Genomic DNA, 16,761 nt, shown 5'->3' with positions numbered 1-16,761 from the left:
ATTCTACTTCCAGTTCTTGCGCCGCTCGAGTTCGGCTTCTGATGGCTCTCTCGTGACAAAGGAGCCGACCTTGATTTCGCCCGCGCGCTCGTAGGTCGCCATGATGACGCCGGTGCTGGAGACCTGCGACTTGGCAAGCTTGAAGGCGGCCGGCATCGCGTCATCGCCGAACAGCCGCTTGCCCTTGCCCAGCAACAGCGGAAAGGTCATCAGCCGGATCTCGTCGATCAGCCCGTTGGCGAGCAAGGTCTGGATCAGATTGCCCGATCCCTGGATGAGCAGGTCAGGTCCATCCTCCTGCTTGAGGCGGCGCAATGTCGCGACGATATCCGGCCCAAGCGATTGCGTGTTCTGCCAGGTGAGGGTGTCAGGCCGATGCGTCGCCACATATTTGGTCGCGGGGTTGAAAGCATCCGCGATCGAATCTTTTTGATACGGCCAGTACGCGGCGAAGATGTCGTAGGTTCTGCGGCCGAGCAGCAGGGCGAAGGGTTTGGAGAAGAGTTCATCTATTGCCGCGCCCGCCACCTCGTCAAAGTAATGAAACGTCCAGCCGCCGAACTTGAAGCCCCCGACAGGATCCTCTTCCGGACCGCCAGGTGCCTGCATGACGCCGTCGAGGCTGACGAATGTCGCAGCGATGATCTTTCTCATTTCAATGCTCCCTTTTCTTCGCTCCATGCCGTCGTGGCCGGACTTCAACCCAAGGACGGGCGGCCGCTCGCCGGTCCGACAGGACATATGAAATTTTTGCGAACCACCGTCATTTGCGAGGCCTGGTGCGCGGTTCGGCATCGAGATCTTTCGATGAGAACCAGACATCGCCGAAGACTGCGGTGGCCGTGCGGTCCGGCGCCTTGTCCTCCATCAGCCAGATCGAGCGGCTGCGCGCGGCCTGCTCGCGTGTCGGGATTCTAACCGCGGGGCCCGCAACCGAGGCGCCGACACAGGGAATGAACCACGACCGCATGAACGGATCGCAAGCGAAGCCCTTTTCGGTGCGGGTCACCATCACCGCGAGAGGCACACGCTCGGCCGGGCGCCAGGGAAAGATCATGCGGCCGCCTGGTCGCAGCACCTTCAGCCATCCGGCCGGCGGCGCGGCCACGCCGGCATTGACATAGACGATGTCGGATGGCGGCAAGGGCATCGTCACCGCATTGCAATGGACGACGGTTACATTGCCATAGGCTTCAAGATTTCGTCGCGCGAGGTTGGCTAGATTTTCATCGAGTTCGAAAGCGGTGACGGTGCCGCCTGGTGAAACCAGCCTGGCCAGCACAGCGGTGTAGTAGCCGGTGCCGGCGCCGATATGAGTAACGGCTTCGCCAGGTTTCGGCGCAAGCTTCCCGATCCACATGGCGTGCAGGAACGGCTCGCCATTGTTGATGCCCTTGTCGGCATCGAGCGCTACCAACACATTCTGGTAGATGTGCGCCGGATCGGCGCTCGGCGTGGTGATCTTGCCGTTGCCGGCGATGATCGTCCACGGCCCGGGACCGAGGAACGCCTCGCGCGGCACCTCGGCGAAAACCGCCTCCAGGCGCGGGTCGGGCGATCCGGCATTGGCGGCCATCAGCCGCGCGTAGAACTTCCTGATGTCTTCGATCCGGGGCATGATGCCGGAGAACATAGCGCGGATCGTCGAATTGTCGTGGAAGCTCCCCTCTGCGCGGAGGGGCAGTTCGATTTCCCGGCGGGGCTGAGTTCAGCCGACCCCGAACATTGTCTCGTAGAGCAGCTTGAAATTGAGCACCAGGATGATCGCGGCTACCACCCAGGCAAGAGCAGCGACGCCGCGCGGGATGGCGAGGTTGCCCATCTTCTTCTTGTCGGAGACGAACTGCACCAGCGGAATGACCGCGAAGGGCAGCTGCATCGACAGGATCACCTGGCTGAACACCAGCAGCTGGCCGGTGCCCTTTTCGCCATAGAGCGCAGTGACGACCACCACCGGGACGATGGCGAGGCCGCGCGTCAAAAGACGGCGCGCCCAGTTGGGAATGCGCAGGCGCAGGAAGCCTTCCATGACGATCTGGCCAGCCAGCGTCGCCGTCACCGTCGAGTTGAGGCCGGAAGCCAACAGCGCCACCGCAAACAGGATCGAGGCTATGCCGAGGCCGAGCAGCGGCGACAACAGCTCGAAGGCTTGGCTGATCTCGGCGACGTCATGGTGACCAGTGTTATGGAAAGCGACCGCAGACACGATCAGGATCGAGGCGTTGACGAACAAGGCCAGCATCAGGGCGATGGTCGAGTCCGTCGTTGCCCATTTGATGGCGTCGCGCTTGCCCTTGTCGGTGCGTTCATAGGCGCGGGTCTGCACGATCGAGGAGTGCAGATAGAGGTTGTGCGGCATGACGGTGGCGCCGATGATGCCGATGGCGATGTAAAGCATCGCCGGATTGGTGACGATTGCCGACGACGGCACGAACATCGCATGCAGGATCGAGCCGGCCGGCGGGGCGGCGGCGAAGATCTGGATGGCAAAGCAGCCGAAGATGATGATCAGCAGCGCGATGACGAAGGCTTCGAGATAGCGGAAGCCCTTGTTCATCAAGAGAAGCACGAGGAAGGCATCGAGCGCCGTCAGCATGGCGCCGCCGATCAGCGGAATGCCGAACAGAAGCTGCAGCGCGATCGCGGTGCCGATGACCTCGGCCAGGTCACAAGCGATGATGGCCAGTTCGCAGGCGATCCACAGCACGAAATTGACCGGACGGGGATAATAGGCGCGGCAGGCCTGGGCGAGGTCACGGCCGGTGGCAATGCCGAGCCGTGCTGCCAGCGCCTGGAGCAGGATCGCCATAAGGTTGGACAGCATGATGACGAACAGCAGCGTGTAGCCGAACTGGGCGCCGCCGGCGAGGTCGGTCGCCCAGTTGCCCGGATCCATGTAGCCGACCGAGACCATGTAGCCCGGGCCCATGAAGGCGGCCAGGCGCCGGAACCAGACGCCCGAACCTGGCACGGCGATGGAAGAATTGACTTCGCGCAGGCTGGGCTGTTCGTCCTCCTCTGGCCTGGCGAAGCGCCATGAGGAGCGGGAAACTGTGGCTTCGACGTCGGACATGAACGAGGGCTTTCCGCGAAACTGGGCGATGTTGCCCTAAAGCTATGCCATGGCTCAACATTATGCAATATGCTATATTTCATTGTTCGTGCTTTTTGAGCGGTAGCCCTTAGCGCACGAAGAGGGGCAATTGGAGACGCTGGTTGCACCGGTGGCGGAATGCAAATAAACGGCCTGAAGAATCAGAGCCCGTGCTATGGATGCATGGACAGCAAAAGCCTCGGGAGGAGCGCGTATTGGCGCTGAAGAACAGATCGGTCCCGCGCGAAAAGCCGCTGCCTGACGCCGACGTTCATTCGGAAGGCTTCCGGCAGACGCGCGAAGCGCGCCGCAGTGCGCTGGTCGAGGATTATGTCGAGCTGATCGCAGACCTGATCGAGGACGGCAACGAGGCGCGCCAGGTCGATATCGCCGCACGGCTTGGCGTTGCCCAGCCGACGGTGGCCAAGATGCTGACCAGGTTGTGCGCCGACGGGCTGGTGTCGAGAAAGCCCTATCGCGGCGTGTTCCTGACCGATGCCGGCCGCAAGGTCGCGGAGGAAAGCCGCATCCGCCACCAAACGGTGGAAGCTTTTTTGCGCTCGCTCGGTGTCAGTGCGGAAACCGCGCGCATCGACGCAGAAGGCATCGAGCACCATGTCAGCGCCGAGACGCTGGAAGCGTTTCGCAAGGCGATGACAGCGGCGCGCTGAACCGCACCCGCCGCCGGATTTCCCAGCCGCCGGCACCGAACCGGATCTTCTCTCACTCCCTGACATCCTGCACCCAACTGCGCGGGTGGCCGTCGACGCGGAACTGGAAGATGAAATAGGGCGGAATGCAGGTGCCCTTGCCGGCTTTCGCTTGTGCCAGATCGTCATAGCCTGATGTGCAGATATAATCCTCGCGGCAGGGATGCGCCTTGTCGCAGGCGCGCAGGCCGGCGGTCTTGGTGAATTCGCTGGTGCAGAATTTGTGGTCCTTGCCCGAGGCGACGCAGTCGTTGAAACCGGTCTTGGCGAGCCGGCCACAGGTCGCCTCGTCGGGCAGCTTGTCGCAGCTCGCCTTGCGCAGCATGCCGCCGGGAAAGCCACCGGTCTTCTGTTCGGGATTGTCGTAGCGCTGGCGCGCCGCACCGTAGCCGGCGAGCTTGACCGCTGGCTTCTTGTCACGAGCCGGATCGATGGCACAGGTCTTGGCGGTGGCTGGCGACAGGCGGCAATACTGGTCGTTGCCCCAGGTCGACATCTTGATCTCGCCGAACTCGACGGGATCACCGACCGCGGTGCCTGCCTCGCTGACGCAGGTGCCGAAGCCTGGATGGATGGAGCTTTCATGGACGCCGGCGCAGCGCAGGCCCGCGCCGCAGGTCCAGTCCTTGAAGCTTAGGTCCTCGCCGCGATAGCAGATCGAGCCCCACCCATTGTAGAGGTCGGTGCCCTTCAGCGCCTCCGCATATCTTTGGTCCGGACGGGCGGCGAAGCCGCGCGTAAAGTCCGGGTGACCGCCGGCGGCGAACTGCTCGACGATAGCGCGGCGGCGCGGCAGATCGGCGAAGAAGACGGCCGAGCCCGGCACGAAGACGGCGTTGCGGCGCGGCTCGCTGGCCGGATCGGCGCCGGTGTAGTGGAACCCGGCAATGCCATGCGTCTGGTGGCAGCCGGTGCAGCTCATCTCGTTGAGGCGCAATTCGAAACCGGCCACAGACCTGATGGAGGCGAGCGTGTTGCCCTTGGCGACATAGTCCTTCAACGCCTTGTCGACGTCGGCGTCGTCGACCAGCCCGTAGGCGATGTTGTTCTGCGACCGGCTGAGGCCACCGGGTGCGACGGAAACGGCGCTCTTGGCCAGGAATTTTTCGTCGATGACCAGCCGGCCATGATCGAGGTCGTAGATGTTGCGGTCGGTGAGCAGCCATTTGGCGAAGGATGGCTTGTCGGCCAGCACCGTGGTCCGATCGATCTGGTTCTCCATCTTCGATTCGTAAAATGTCGAGCTGGCCGGATCCCATTTGAAGATCTTCAGCAGATATTCGGCATGGCCGCCGAAATCGCGCCGCGTCGAGGCCGACAGCCGAAGCACCTGCATGTTGAGTTCCAGCCGCATGATCTGCGAGGAATTCAGCATGGCACCCGACAGCGGTCCCGCGTCGGAGCGCAGCCAGGCGGCAAGCTGACCGGGCGGCAGGTCCTGTTTCCCGGCAGCCAGCCAGCGCTGGGCGACATCGGCGCAGGACACATCGGTGGCGCTTGGCAAGTCCTTCGAGGCGCGGGCTTGCGCCCGCCTGGGTTTGGCGCTGAACACCAGGCTCATGGTCAGCGGCAGGCGCGAGGAAATGCGCTGGCCAGCCTTTCCCTTGGCCGGCTTTTCCGCGACCGAATAGTGGAAGCGGTAGATCAGCCGGATCTCGCCGCATTCGGTGTGGCCGAGATAGCCGCGATCCATGCGGTTGACGACGCCGGTCAGGTCGAGCGTCGAGCCGTCGTCGTCGATGTATTTTGGATTGAATTTCTGGCTGGTGTCCTTCGACTTCGCCATATCAGCAACATAAGGGTCCGGGCTGGTCTTCGGTTCGTTGGCGATCTCAAGCTTGACGGTGTCGCGCACCGTGGCCAGTGCCGGCACCGAAAAAAGGCCGCGATTGTCGACCTCGCGGGTGAGGCCGAGTGCGGGTCCGAGCAGGCGGCTGATCGACAGGCCGCCGCGTTCGAGCGCCTGCAGGGTGGCGGGATCGGTGACGGCGACGCTGGAATCGAGCGTGACGGCGCGGGCGGACCCGATGCCAAAACAGGTCAGTGCCGTCAGGGACAGCAGGAATTGGCCGATCGTCCGCAAGCGCCCCTCGCTTCCATAGAGAACCGGAGAATTCTATATCGCGCACGGCTTCAGGGAAACCTGCGAAAGCGACCCAGCGAGAGAGCGTCTTGTGGGCCCGATGGTGTAGCCGCAGGCGTTCTATCTGGCCTTGAGGCCGTCGAAAAATGCTGTGACTTGCCGCAACCGTTGGGATAATTGTTGTTCGGTTGAGCCGGCTTTACCGGGCAACGGGGGAAGTTTGCAGCGCGAGGAGTTGCCATGCTCTGGAAGGGCCGTCGTCAGAGTGACAATGTCGAGGACGACCGCAGCGACAGTGGCGGCGGGCTCGGCAGCGGCAGCCCCGGCCAGTTCCGCATTCCGATCGGCGGTCGCGCCGGCGGCGGCGGCAGCATCTTCCTCGTCATCCTGGTGGTGCTGGCCGGATGGTATTTCGGCTTCGATCCATCGACGATCCTGGGCGGTGGCGATGGCGGCGGTGGCCAGATCACCGACAACAGCGGCGGTGGCCAGGGCAGCGGCGCGGGTGCGCCCGCCAGTGACGAGATGAAGCAGTTCGTGGCGACGGTGCTGGCCGAGACCGAGGACACCTGGACCGGCATCTTCAAATCGCAGGGCCTGACCTACGAGGATCCGAAGCTGGTGCTGTTCAGCGGCCAGGTCCGCTCGGCCTGCGGCTTTGCCTCCGCGGCCGCCGGACCGTTCTATTGCCCCGGCGACCACAAGGTCTATCTCGACATGACCTTCTTCCAGGAGCTCGATCAGCAATTCGGCGCCTCGGGCGAATTTGCCCGCGCCTATGTGATCGCGCATGAGATCGGCCATCACGTGCAGAACCTGACCGGTATCATGTCCAAGTTCAATCAGATGCGGCAGAGCATGGGCGAGGTCGAGGCCAACCAGATGTCGGTGCGCATCGAGCTTCAGGCCGACTGCTTCGCCGGCGTGTGGGCGCATTACACCGACCAGAAAGGCATATTGGAGCAGGGCGACATCGAAAGCGCGCTGAACGCCGCCAAGCAGATCGGCGACGACACGCTGCAAAAGAAGATGCAAGGCTATGTCGTGCCGGAAAGCTTCAACCACGGCACCTCGCAGCAGCGGCAGACTTGGCTGGCGCGCGGCTACAAGAGCGGCAAGCTTTCGGATTGCAACACGCTGAGCGGGCCAATTTGAATAGCCGCTTCCGGGCGCTGCCCTGACGCCAAGGCGCCGTCAGGGGCTGTCAGGATGAAAGAATCCGATCCGTTCCCGCATTGTTCCTTACATCGGACTCGCAAGATGCGTCCGCCTGCGCCCCAGGGCGACCACAGGAGCCGGGACCCGCCATGATCGATCCCAAAACCGCCAGACGGGGCCTTGCGCTCGTCTTCACCACACTGCTGCTCGACATCATCGGTTTCGGCATGATCATGCCGGTGCTGCCGGCCTATCTCAGGGAATTGACCGGGGTCAGCATCAGCGGAGCGGCGATCGAAGGCGGCTGGCTGTTCTTCGTCTATGCGGCCATGCAGTTCTTCTTCGCACCCATCATGGGCGGGTTAAGTGACCGGTTCGGGCGGCGGCCGATCCTGCTTGCCTCGGTGCTGACCTTTTCCGTCGACAATTTGATCTGCGCCGTGGCCTGGTCCTACCCGATGCTGTTCATCGGCCGTGTGCTGGCCGGCATTTCGGGCGCCAGCTATTCGACGACATCCGCCTTCATCGCCGACATTTCGAACGACGAGAACCGGGCGAAGAATTTCGGCCTGCTCGGCATCGCCTTTGGCGTTGGCTTCGTCATCGGGCCGGTCCTGGGCGGATTGCTCGGCGCGTTCGGGCCGCGCGTGCCGTTCTATTTCGCTGCCGGGCTCGCCTTCGTGAATTTCCTGATCGCGCTGTTCCTGTTGCCGGAAACACTCGACGACAAGCATCGCCGCCGCTTCGAGTGGAAGCGCGCCAATCCGGTCGGCACGCTCCTCCAGATGCGCCAATACAAGGGCATTGGCTGGATCGGGCTTGTTTTCTTCCTGATGACGCTCGGGCACATGATGTATCCGGCGGTCTGGTCGTTCGTTTCCAATTACCGTTATGGCTGGAGTGAGCAGCAGATCGGCTTCTCGCTCGGCGCCTTCGGCCTGTGCGGCGCGATCGTCATGGCGACGGTGCTGCCGCGGGTGATCCCCCGGCTTGGCGAGTGGAGGACGGCGGTCATCGGTCTTGCCTTTACGGCACTCAGCGCCTTCGGCTACGCGTTCGCGTCGCAAGGCTGGATGATCTATGCGGTGATCGTCTTCGGCTGTCTGGAAGCGCTGGCCGATCCACCGCTGAGGAGCCTCGCCGCCGCCAAGGTGCCGCCTTCGGCGCAGGGCGAACTGCAGGGTGCGATGACCTCGATCTTCTCGATCACCTCGATCGTCACGCCACTGCTCTATACGGCGATCTTTTCCTGGTTCACCGGGCCGAGCGCTCCCGTGACCTTCGGCGGCGCGCCCTATCTGGTCGGCGCGTGCTTCCTGGCGCTGGCGCTCATCGTCTTCGTCACGAAAGTTGCGAGGCCGGTGGCGCGCACAAGTGTCACTACCGGCGTCGCCGAAGATGGAGCACAGATATGAGGCCCCGTCTCAGAAAGACGTGCCCGGCAGGGCGTTGGGGGCAGCGCTGACGCGTCGAGTCAGGCCCGCTCGGCCAGCAATTCCTCGCCGCGCTTTTCGCGGATCAGGTTGACGAAGCGGCGGAACAGATAGTGCGAATCCTGCGGGCCGGGCGAGGCTTCGGGGTGATGCTGGACCGAGAACACCGGCCGGCCGGTCAGCGTGATGCCGCAGTTCGAGCCGTCGAACAGCGAGACGTGGGTTTCCTCGACGCCTGATGGCAGCGAGTCGGCATCGACGGCAAAGCCGTGGTTCATCGAGACGATCTCGACCTTGCCGGTGGTGTGGTCCTTGACCGGATGGTTGGCGCCGTGATGGCCCTGGTGCATCTTGGCGGTCTTGCCGCCCAGCGCCAGCGCCAGCATCTGGTGGCCAAGGCAGATGCCGAACACCGGAATGTCGGTCTTCAACAGGTCCTGGATGACCGGGACGGCATAGTCGCCGGTGGCCTCCGGGTCGCCGGGACCGTTGGAGAGAAAAATGCCGTCCGGCTGCATGGCGAGGATTTCTTCGGCGCCGGTCTTGGCTGGCACCACTGTGACCCTGGCGCCGAGGCCGGCGAGCAGGCGCAAGATGTTGCGCTTGACGCCGTAGTCGATGGCAACGACGTGCATCGAAGGCTCGGTCTGTTCGCCAAAGCCTTCGTTCCACACCCATGGCGTCTCGCGCCAGGCCGACGACTGGCCTGACGTGACCTCCTTGGCGAGATCGAGCCCGATCAGGCCGGACCATGCCGCGGCGCGGCGCTTCAGGTCGTCGAGGTCGAACACGCCATCGGGCGCATGCGCGATGACGGCGTTGGGCATGCCCTTTTCGCGGATCAGCGCGGTCAGCGCGCGGGTGTCGATGCCCGACAGGGCGACGATGCCGCGCTTCTTCAGCCACTGGTCGAGACCGGTGCCGGCGCGGTAGTTGGACGGGTTGGTGACATCGGCCTTGAACACCGCGCCGACGGCGCCGGCGCGGGCGACCGGGTTGAGGTCCTCGATGTCCTCGTCATTTGTGCCGATGTTGCCGATGTGCGGGAATGTGAAGGTGACGATCTGGCCGGCATAGGACGGGTCGGTGAGGATTTCCTGGTAGCCGGTGAGTGCTGTGTTGAAGCAGACTTCGGCGACGGCGGAACCGGTGGCGCCCAACCCGCGACCCTCGATGACGGTGCCGTCGGCCAGCACCAGAAGGGCGGTCGGCTTTTCTGTTGCCCAGGCGGGCGTCAAGGCGGCGGTCATATCGGCCATGGCGGCACTCCTATCGGGGCTGCGCGCTTCCATAGGCCCGGCGGGCCATCCGCGCAGCAAACGGCGCCAAGCGGCGATTTCGCAGCTTCCACGCAGTCAAGCTTCAGTTCATGCAAGGCCCAGTACATAGGGGAAGGGGGCAGGGCGGTCAATGATCATGCGAAATGCAGCTCCGATTTATTTCATCTAGCAATATCAGAGGCTTGCCTTGGCATTTCAGGGTTTGCGTTGGCTCGCCCCCGGCGCTATTGTCCGCGCCGATCGAAGGAGAATGCACCATGCGCGGCAAAATCGCCGAATCCCTGAAGAGCGCGATGAAGGCGCAGGACAAGCAACGGCTGCCGACATTGCGGCTGATTCAAGCCGCCATTCACGACCGCGATATCGCCAATCGCGGCTCGGGCAAGGAGCCGGCCAGCGACGAGGAGATCCTACAGATCCTGGCCAAGATGGTGAAGCAGCGCGAGGAATCGGCCAAGGCATTCGAAGACGGCAAGCGGCCGGAACTGGCCGCGCAGGAGCGCGGCGAGATGGAGATCATCCGCGCGTTCTTGCCGACGCAGCTTGACGATGCCGCCATCCAGGCTGCGGCGCGCGAGGCGATCGCGGCGACGGGTGCGGCCAGCCAGAAGGACATGGGCAAGGTGATCGCTGCGCTGAAGCAGAAATATGCCGGCCAGATGGATTTCGGCAAGGCGAGCGGCATCGTCAAGGGGTTGCTGCAGTAGGGGTGCTGCTCGTCCCGTCGCCGGGAAAGCATGACCGACGTCCCCACAGGCAGCATTAGAATCCAATATTCCACGCCGCATGTGGAAGCCATAAAGACGCTGCTTCAGACCTGCCACGCCAGATGCGTGGGCAACAGGATGTGGGGTCGGAAACCCATCTGATTGCCCTTTTGGATGGCGCTGCCGGTGAGCTCTGACCCCACCTGGCGAATCCAAATCCTGAAGTTTGGAACTCGGATACCGGCGAGATGTTTATCCGTCATGCAACTGGAGAGATGTCATGACTGAGAATGAAACCCGCTATGAAACCGGTGCGACGAAGTATCCGGCAAAGACCGGTGCCGACGCTTCCGATGAATTCTCCCAGGACGCGGCCGGCAACAAGAAGCCTGCCGGCGGCATGGGGCTCACCCGCCGGATGGGCGAAGTGGAAGACCGAACCCGCCAGTCGGAGGGACAAAACCCGCCGAGGCGAGCCGCGCCGAGTGCCGCGACACAAAGGGCGTCCAGCGCCAGTCCGGCGGTCGCCGAGCGTCGTTCAAAGGATGCCAAGGCTCCGAAGAGCGGGCGGTAGCCAGGAAACCCAATTCAGCAAGTGAGCGCTCGGCCGAACCGGGCCACTTGGCGGGAAGCTTAGGCGGACACCTCAAGCACGATCTTGCCGCGCACATGCTCGTTTTCCAGCCGTTCCTCCGCCTTGGCGACCTCTCCAAGCGGATAGACGGCTTGCACGAACGGGGTGACCTTGCCGGCGTCGATGAGACGGCCGATCTGCGCTAGGTGCGCCGCATTCGGCTCGGCCATATAGGAGACGCCACGTGCCCGACGCAAATGTGCCTTTTCCTGCGAGGGTTGAGAAAGAGTTGAAACGAGCGTCCCTCCTGGCTTGAGAACGTCCCAGGAGCGGTCCTGGGTGTCGCCCGCTACCAAGTCGAACACCAGGTCGACCGCATCGACGACCTCTTCGAAACGCTGATCCTTGTAGTCGACCGCCTGATCTGCACCTAGCTCATGGACAAAAACGAAGTCTTGGGCGGAGACGGTTGTGGCGACGAACGCGCCGGCGGCCTTGGCCAGTTGGATCGCCAGATGGCCAACGCCGCCGGCTCCGCCATGGATGAGAACCCTTTGCCCGGATTTGAGGCCGCCATGCTCAAACAGGCCCTGCCAAGCAGTGATGCCCGCAAGCGGCACCGCAGCGGCTTCGACGTGGCTTAGACGTTCCGGCTTCGCAGCCGCCTCCGTCGCCTTGACCACGACATATTCGGCATCGCCGCCCCGATCATGACCAAGCATGGCAAACAGCGGGTCGCCCTTCTTCAACGTATGAGCCCGCGTACCGCACGTTTCCACCACGCCGGACACGTCACGCCCCAATGTGACGGGCAATGCCTGACCCGCCGAACCCTCGCGGGTCTTGTAATCGACCGGATTGACGCTCGCCGCGCGAACCCTGAGCACAACCTCGTCGTCAACGGGCTGAGGAAAGGGGACTTGATCGATCGAAAGAACCTCAGGTCCGCCAAAAGCATGGATGCGGACTGCTTTCATGTCGACATATCTCCTCTTCGCTGGCAGTTGGCGACAGTGTCACCGTTAGCCGCTGTGCGGCTCCGGTTGCTATGGCGTCCGAGGGCGTTCATCGGCGATGAACAGAGCGCCGGATTTGGCGGCGGCCATTCGAACGGGCAGGCCGTAGCCCTGGCGGTCAGAGGCATCTTGGTCCGACCGCCAAATCGGCTTCATCACACTCGCTGCCGCAGCGACGCCAGTCCTGCTAGGCCGTAGATTGCGTTGGAGGGTTCTGGTACATCATCCACAGCTCGATCGCAGCAAGGACCGCGACCAGAACGCCGATTACCACATGCACGCTCATGGCCGTGCTTGCCTGGAATCCAAGCACCCAGGGAGACACGATTACCCAAAGACCCACAACGAGGTTCAACCACTCTTCCCAGATAGCAAAGGCGGAGAGGGCGGCAACCGAAAGCAAGAAAATCACGATGCCGCTGCCCATGGCGTTCTGGGACTGCGTCCCCGCCGCGAAGGCGAATATCCAGGGAGAGAAAAAGAGAACTGCTCCGAGGATTAGATTTGCCACGTCACAAAGCTTGGCGTTTGACCACTGGTTCATGATTTTTCTCCATCAAGCGTGCTTTCCACGCTTCCGAAGCTCAGTCGGCTGGCCTTGAAACCGCCGGTCCACATGGAGGCAAGGCTACAACCGGACTTGCTGGCACTGTAACTGTGTTGCAGGCCATTGGTTCCAATCAACAAATCTGGAGCACCACCGGCTGAGCGTGGTGGCGGGCATTTTTTCCTCGGCTGGGAGCATTCAGCGACTCTTGATCGGCCCGCGCGATACAAACGCAGCGGGAAGGTGCGAGGTGCAGGCCATCACCCATGTGATCGCCTCTCGATCATATTCGTCACCAGAGCGCCAGTCCTCGAAGAAGGCGTTCAACGTGCCGACACGCTCGGGCCAGACGTCGCTGGCCTGCAGCCCCAGTGACACGCCGAAATTGGTGAAAGCGAACTTCGTGTCGCGCAGCCACGGCGCGCGGCTGAAATAACCTGGCGGGTCGACCCACATCGTTTCCAGGGTTCTAAGCGATCGCCTCGTCTGGACCTCGGCCCATGGCTCCGCGGGGAAGAAGTGGGCGAGCCACAGCATCATGCCGAGACCGAGATCCTGTTCGATATCGAGCGTTTGCCAATCGTGCTCGATCAGGTCACGCATCTGCGCGATTTCGGGCGCCAGCTCGTCTTCATCGAGAATCCGGTAGGAGACATAGCCATCATAAGCGTCCATGCTGCCGAGGCCATAGCCGGGATAAGGACTGCTCAAGTCCTCCTGCATCTTCCAGATCACACCGCGGCCGGGGATCACAAAAGCCGGGTGAATGTCACGCGCCAGTGCGACACCGCGCGCGCGGTATCGCGGTTTCAGATCGCCGAGACGCGCCAAGGCAAACAGCCACATCGCCAGGTAGTGGAAGTATTGACCGTCACGATCAGCCGCTTCCCCGATCCTCAATCCGCGCCGACGACCGAGCACGCGCTCTACATCGGCCACCAGCCGCTCAGCCTCATCCAACCAGCGCGTCTCGCCTGTTTCCGTGTAGAGTGAGACGTAGAGCACGACCCCGAACGCATCAGTCCAGAGATACCGCAAGCCGTTAGGCCAGATGCCGTCGGCGCGCATCCAATCAAGTTTTCGCAGTACATAGTCGACGTCATGCAACATTGGCACCAACCCGAACGGACTGACCATGCGGTTGCGGCATACGAAGCGACATCCGCCTCTGTTTGGGCCGGCTATCGCAATCTGGTGCCCGCAGCCAACGCCGCCCTTGTCAGGCTGGCCTCAATGCATCTGCGAATGCTGTCCGCCATGCCGCGAGATGCCGCTCAATGCCTCACCCGCTTCTGCCGATTCGCCATTCATGGCGAGGTCGCCCAGCGAAACAATGCCGATCAGCCGCTTGTCGCGGTTCAACACCGGCAGGCGCCTTACTTGAAGCTCACCCATTCTGTGAAGGACGTCGTCTGCGTCTTCGTCACCGAAACAATATTCGACGTCAGGGGTCATCACCTCGCGAATTTTGGCATCGGGTCCTTTGCCTTGGGCGATGCCGCGGATCGCGATATCCCGGTCCGTTATCATGCCGACAAGCCGGTCGTTCTCACCCACCGGCATGACGCCGGCGTCGAGACGGCCCATGGTTCGAGCGGCCTCGCGTATGGTTTGCTCTGGATTGGCGATCTGGACGTCTTTCGTCATACAATCGGCAATTCTCATCATAACCTCCTCTTGTTCCGCGGCTCCGCGCCACCTGATGCTTGAATGAGCGCCTTTGGAAAACGTTCCACGGTTTCGGTCTGCACGCGCAAATAGCCTGCCGGCACCTTTTGGTACCCATTTTCATGCGCGAACCGCCGCCGGCGGCGGTCGAAGGAGAATGCACCATGCGCGGCAAAATCGCCGAACCCTGAAGAGCGCTGTGAAGGCGCAGGACAAGCGCCGGCTGCCGACATTGCGGCTGATCCATTCACGACCGAGGCAGCCGCGGCGTCACGCCGGTGTCGTGGAGGTCGCTTGCTGGCTGGAGCATCCAGCCGATTTCACGCGGGCCGTGCTCGGTTTTCTACGCTGAGCCTCGGCATGGCTGAGTGAAGTCCGCACGGTGTGAGCTTCATGGCCCTTTGCAAATCGGCACCGGCTGCGGCGGTGGTGCCGGGTGGTCCTTGCTGTACTGAGCGATGATCGGCTCGAGGGTCTTTCTCGGCCAGAATTTCGGAGTGCCTATTTCCTTCAGGCAGGACGCGTTCCAGTAAGCGCCCGATTGCGAACGGCTGGACGCTACCGCGGCGATGTCGCGTGATTCAGGGTAGATGTAGAGCGTCGTCGGGTTGTCCTTGACCATTGGGATGATCTGCTGGGCATCCGCCGGCGACCAGCTGGTGCAGCCATTGCTGCGGCCGCTTGCGTAGTCCACCAGCTTGCCGAACGGCACGTAGCCATCATGGTCGGCGTGCGAGCTTTTGGGATTTTTGCGCAGGCACATGCCGTGCAGCACCTGGGCAGCGTGGCCCCCGATCACCCGTTGCCTGGCGTTCGCGGCTTCGCCCTCGCCGTCGAACTGTATGAAGGTGCGCTGGAAAACCGCGTCTTGTTTCGCGCCGATGCGGTAGTAGCCCTTGAACGAGGTTTTCGCCTCGCTGGTCATATAGGCGCCGCCGGCGGTCAATGATGAATCCATCGCATTGCCGAAGTTCTTTGCGCAGCGTCTGCCGTTGGCGAAGTCAACGACGCCTTTCAAATTCCGGCCGCTGCCGTGGCCCGACGAAATCGCGCGAAACGACTGGCTGGCTTCGCAAATGACATAGTAGCGGTGGCCGGGCTTGCCATCGCCCAGATCGCTGGGGCGCGTCGCGTCCATGGCGAAATAGCAGGGGTTTTTGACCGCACCTTGGGCCACCTTCTTGAGGTAGAGCGCGCGCGCCCGTTCCAGCACCACTTGTGAGATCTGCCCGTCGCTGTCGCCGACATGGGCCTGTAGCCAGGCCGGAACGTCAGATGGTGCGGCAAAGGATCGGGCCGACACCGCCACTGCGATAACCATGACAAGAAGGCTGGCGACGACACCCAGATAGACAGATCTCAACCGCACCGGATCAATTCTCCTATCGAAGCGCCTTGAGATTCCTTGCGCCGCCGAGAATCGATCATAAATGGTCCCGCATCAATCGGCGAAACACATCTTGTTTAGCAGGATCCTTTGTTTTGCGCGCCCTCCTGCAAGCCCATTCGAAGAGCCGTGAGGGAGTTCGTGCACTGAAACGGCCCACGCCCACGTGGCGGTTCCAGGTTTACGGTCAACGACTCAGCATCTTTGACTTATCCGCGATTTTCGATCCACAGGGATTGAGCTATCATCTGATTCTGGCGCGCCCACGCCTCCTCCCTCCGCCGGGAAAGCATCGCTCATGCGGGGCTATTCGATCACCGAACCAACTGTTCGAGCCCAGGCATAAGGAGGGATTGCGGAAACTGCTCGCACCAGGAGGTTTGCAATGAAGTTATCCGCGCCGGTCTATCATCTGAAACGTCAAGCCAGGCTGTTGTCCCGGCAGCGCAAGGTTCCGCTCCATGAAGCGCTCGATCGTGTTGCAGCACGGGAAGGTTTCAGCAGTTGGAGCCTGCTTGCAGCCAAGGCGGCCGAGGCGGCGCCTGCGGGCGTACTGTTTGCGCAACTTTCGCCCGGCGACATGGTCCTGGTCGGCGCACGACCAGGCCACGGCAAGACGCTGATGAGCCTCGAACTCGCAATAGAAGCCATGAAGTCCGGCCATCGCGGCGTGTTCTTCACGCTGGAATATACACAAAGGGATGTGCTCGACCGGTTTCGCGCCATCGGGGCGGATCCGGCGCGGTTCAACGACCAGTTCGTGTTCGACAATTCCGATGCCATCAGCGCCGACTACATCGTCAGAACGCTGGCGGCGGCGGCGCGCGGTACGCTGGTGGTCATAGACTATCTGCAACTGCTCGATCAGAAGCGGGAAAACCCGAACCTGATGGCGCAAGTCCGCACGCTGAAGGCCTTTGCCCGCGACAGCGGATTGATCCTCGTCTTCATCTCGCAGATCGACCGGTCATACGATCCGTCGAAGAAGCTGGTTCCCGATATCAGCGACGTGCGCTTGCCGAACCCGCTGGATCTGTCGCTGTTCAATAAAACCTGTTTTCTGAACGAGGGCGAGATCCGGTTCCAGGCGGCAAGCTGACGATC

16 protein-coding genes are annotated in these 16,761 nt (G+C 62.4%); 6 read left to right on the top strand and 10 right to left on the bottom strand.

Features of this window, described 5'->3' with window-relative positions; translation table 11 throughout:
* Positions 1 to 3: 3 nt before the first annotated feature.
* The 3 genes from NKI20_RS04930 to NKI20_RS04920 all read right to left on the bottom strand — a co-directional run bounded on the left by NKI20_RS04930 (position 4) and on the right by NKI20_RS04920 (position 3,073).
* Positions 4 to 654, bottom strand: coding sequence for a dihydrofolate reductase family protein (locus NKI20_RS04930; protein WP_352828845.1), 651 nt, complete (start codon positions 652 to 654; stop codon positions 4 to 6).
* A gap of 109 nt (positions 655 to 763) precedes the next feature.
* A complete protein-coding gene (locus NKI20_RS04925) occupies positions 764 to 1,618 on the bottom strand; it encodes a protein-L-isoaspartate O-methyltransferase family protein (RefSeq protein ID WP_352829031.1) in 855 nt (284 codons plus the stop codon).
* Between the two features lie 90 nt (positions 1,619 to 1,708).
* Positions 1,709 to 3,073, bottom strand: coding sequence for an Nramp family divalent metal transporter (locus tag NKI20_RS04920; protein WP_023761862.1), 1,365 nt, complete (start codon positions 3,071 to 3,073; stop codon positions 1,709 to 1,711).
* 236 nt (positions 3,074 to 3,309) lie between these two features.
* Between NKI20_RS04920 and mntR the strand changes: the two genes are divergently transcribed.
* The gene (gene mntR / locus NKI20_RS04915; RefSeq protein ID WP_023761861.1) at positions 3,310 to 3,765 is read left to right on the top strand and encodes a manganese-binding transcriptional regulator MntR; all 456 of its coding nucleotides are present in this window, start codon (positions 3,310 to 3,312) and stop codon (positions 3,763 to 3,765) included.
* 52 nt (positions 3,766 to 3,817) lie between these two features.
* Here mntR and NKI20_RS04910 read toward each other — a convergent pair whose 3' ends face one another.
* Complete coding sequence (locus NKI20_RS04910) at positions 3,818 to 5,887, bottom strand: hypothetical protein (protein ID WP_352828842.1); 2,070 nt, start codon at positions 5,885 to 5,887, stop codon at positions 3,818 to 3,820.
* 240 nt (positions 5,888 to 6,127) lie between these two features.
* On the opposite strand from NKI20_RS04910, the gene ypfJ reads away from it, so the two are divergent.
* Both ypfJ and NKI20_RS04900 read left to right on the top strand, forming a co-directional pair.
* A complete protein-coding gene (ypfJ, locus tag NKI20_RS04905) occupies positions 6,128 to 7,042 on the top strand; it encodes a KPN_02809 family neutral zinc metallopeptidase (RefSeq protein ID WP_352607861.1) in 915 nt (304 codons plus the stop codon).
* Between the two features lie 152 nt (positions 7,043 to 7,194).
* Entirely contained in the window at positions 7,195 to 8,460 is a 1,266-nt protein-coding gene (locus tag NKI20_RS04900) for a TCR/Tet family MFS transporter (RefSeq protein WP_352607864.1), read from the top strand.
* A 59-nt stretch (positions 8,461 to 8,519) separates the two neighbouring features.
* Here NKI20_RS04900 and carA read toward each other — a convergent pair whose 3' ends face one another.
* Positions 8,520 to 9,737, bottom strand: a complete 1,218-nt coding sequence (gene carA, locus NKI20_RS04895) for a glutamine-hydrolyzing carbamoyl-phosphate synthase small subunit (RefSeq protein ID WP_352828838.1) — start codon at positions 9,735 to 9,737, stop codon at positions 8,520 to 8,522.
* A gap of 278 nt (positions 9,738 to 10,015) precedes the next feature.
* On the opposite strand from carA, the gene NKI20_RS04890 reads away from it, so the two are divergent.
* Together NKI20_RS04890 and NKI20_RS04885 are read left to right on the top strand one after the other, a co-directional pair.
* Complete coding sequence (locus NKI20_RS04890; RefSeq protein WP_352828836.1) at positions 10,016 to 10,465, top strand: GatB/YqeY domain-containing protein; 450 nt, start codon at positions 10,016 to 10,018, stop codon at positions 10,463 to 10,465.
* Between the two features lie 280 nt (positions 10,466 to 10,745).
* On the top strand, positions 10,746 to 11,039 hold the full coding sequence (locus tag NKI20_RS04885) for a hypothetical protein (RefSeq protein WP_352607870.1): 294 nt from the start codon (positions 10,746 to 10,748) through the stop codon (positions 11,037 to 11,039).
* A 59-nt stretch (positions 11,040 to 11,098) separates the two neighbouring features.
* Here the strand turns inward: NKI20_RS04885 and NKI20_RS04880 are convergent, their stop codons facing one another.
* The 5 genes from NKI20_RS04880 to NKI20_RS04860 all read right to left on the bottom strand — a co-directional run bounded on the left by NKI20_RS04880 (position 11,099) and on the right by NKI20_RS04860 (position 15,639).
* Entirely contained in the window at positions 11,099 to 12,016 is a 918-nt protein-coding gene (locus NKI20_RS04880) for an NADP-dependent oxidoreductase (RefSeq protein WP_352828833.1), read from the bottom strand.
* A gap of 226 nt (positions 12,017 to 12,242) precedes the next feature.
* Positions 12,243 to 12,599 carry an SPW repeat protein gene (locus NKI20_RS04875; protein WP_352607876.1) on the bottom strand — a complete coding sequence of 119 codons (357 nt, stop codon included), beginning with the start codon at positions 12,597 to 12,599 and terminating at the stop codon, positions 12,243 to 12,245.
* A gap of 201 nt (positions 12,600 to 12,800) precedes the next feature.
* Positions 12,801 to 13,670 carry a hypothetical protein gene (locus NKI20_RS04870; protein WP_352607878.1) on the bottom strand — a complete coding sequence of 290 codons (870 nt, stop codon included), beginning with the start codon at positions 13,668 to 13,670 and terminating at the stop codon, positions 12,801 to 12,803.
* A gap of 162 nt (positions 13,671 to 13,832) precedes the next feature.
* Positions 13,833 to 14,267 carry a CBS domain-containing protein gene (locus NKI20_RS04865; protein ID WP_352607880.1) on the bottom strand — a complete coding sequence of 145 codons (435 nt, stop codon included), beginning with the start codon at positions 14,265 to 14,267 and terminating at the stop codon, positions 13,833 to 13,835.
* A gap of 394 nt (positions 14,268 to 14,661) precedes the next feature.
* Positions 14,662 to 15,639 carry a hypothetical protein gene (locus NKI20_RS04860; RefSeq protein WP_352828828.1) on the bottom strand — a complete coding sequence of 326 codons (978 nt, stop codon included), beginning with the start codon at positions 15,637 to 15,639 and terminating at the stop codon, positions 14,662 to 14,664.
* Positions 15,640 to 16,042: 403 nt separating this feature from the next.
* On the opposite strand from NKI20_RS04860, the gene NKI20_RS04855 reads away from it, so the two are divergent.
* Positions 16,043 to 16,756, top strand: a complete 714-nt coding sequence (locus NKI20_RS04855) for a DNA helicase (protein WP_352828825.1) — start codon at positions 16,043 to 16,045, stop codon at positions 16,754 to 16,756.
* The last annotated feature ends 5 nt before the right edge of the window (positions 16,757 to 16,761 follow it).

The organism is Mesorhizobium sp. M0830 (assembly GCF_040319965.1).
In the GTDB taxonomy this organism is placed as follows: Bacteria; Pseudomonadota; Alphaproteobacteria; order Rhizobiales; family Rhizobiaceae; genus Mesorhizobium.
The sequence above is the reverse complement of the archived record's forward strand: the minus strand, read 5'-3'. Positions and strand labels throughout refer to the sequence as shown.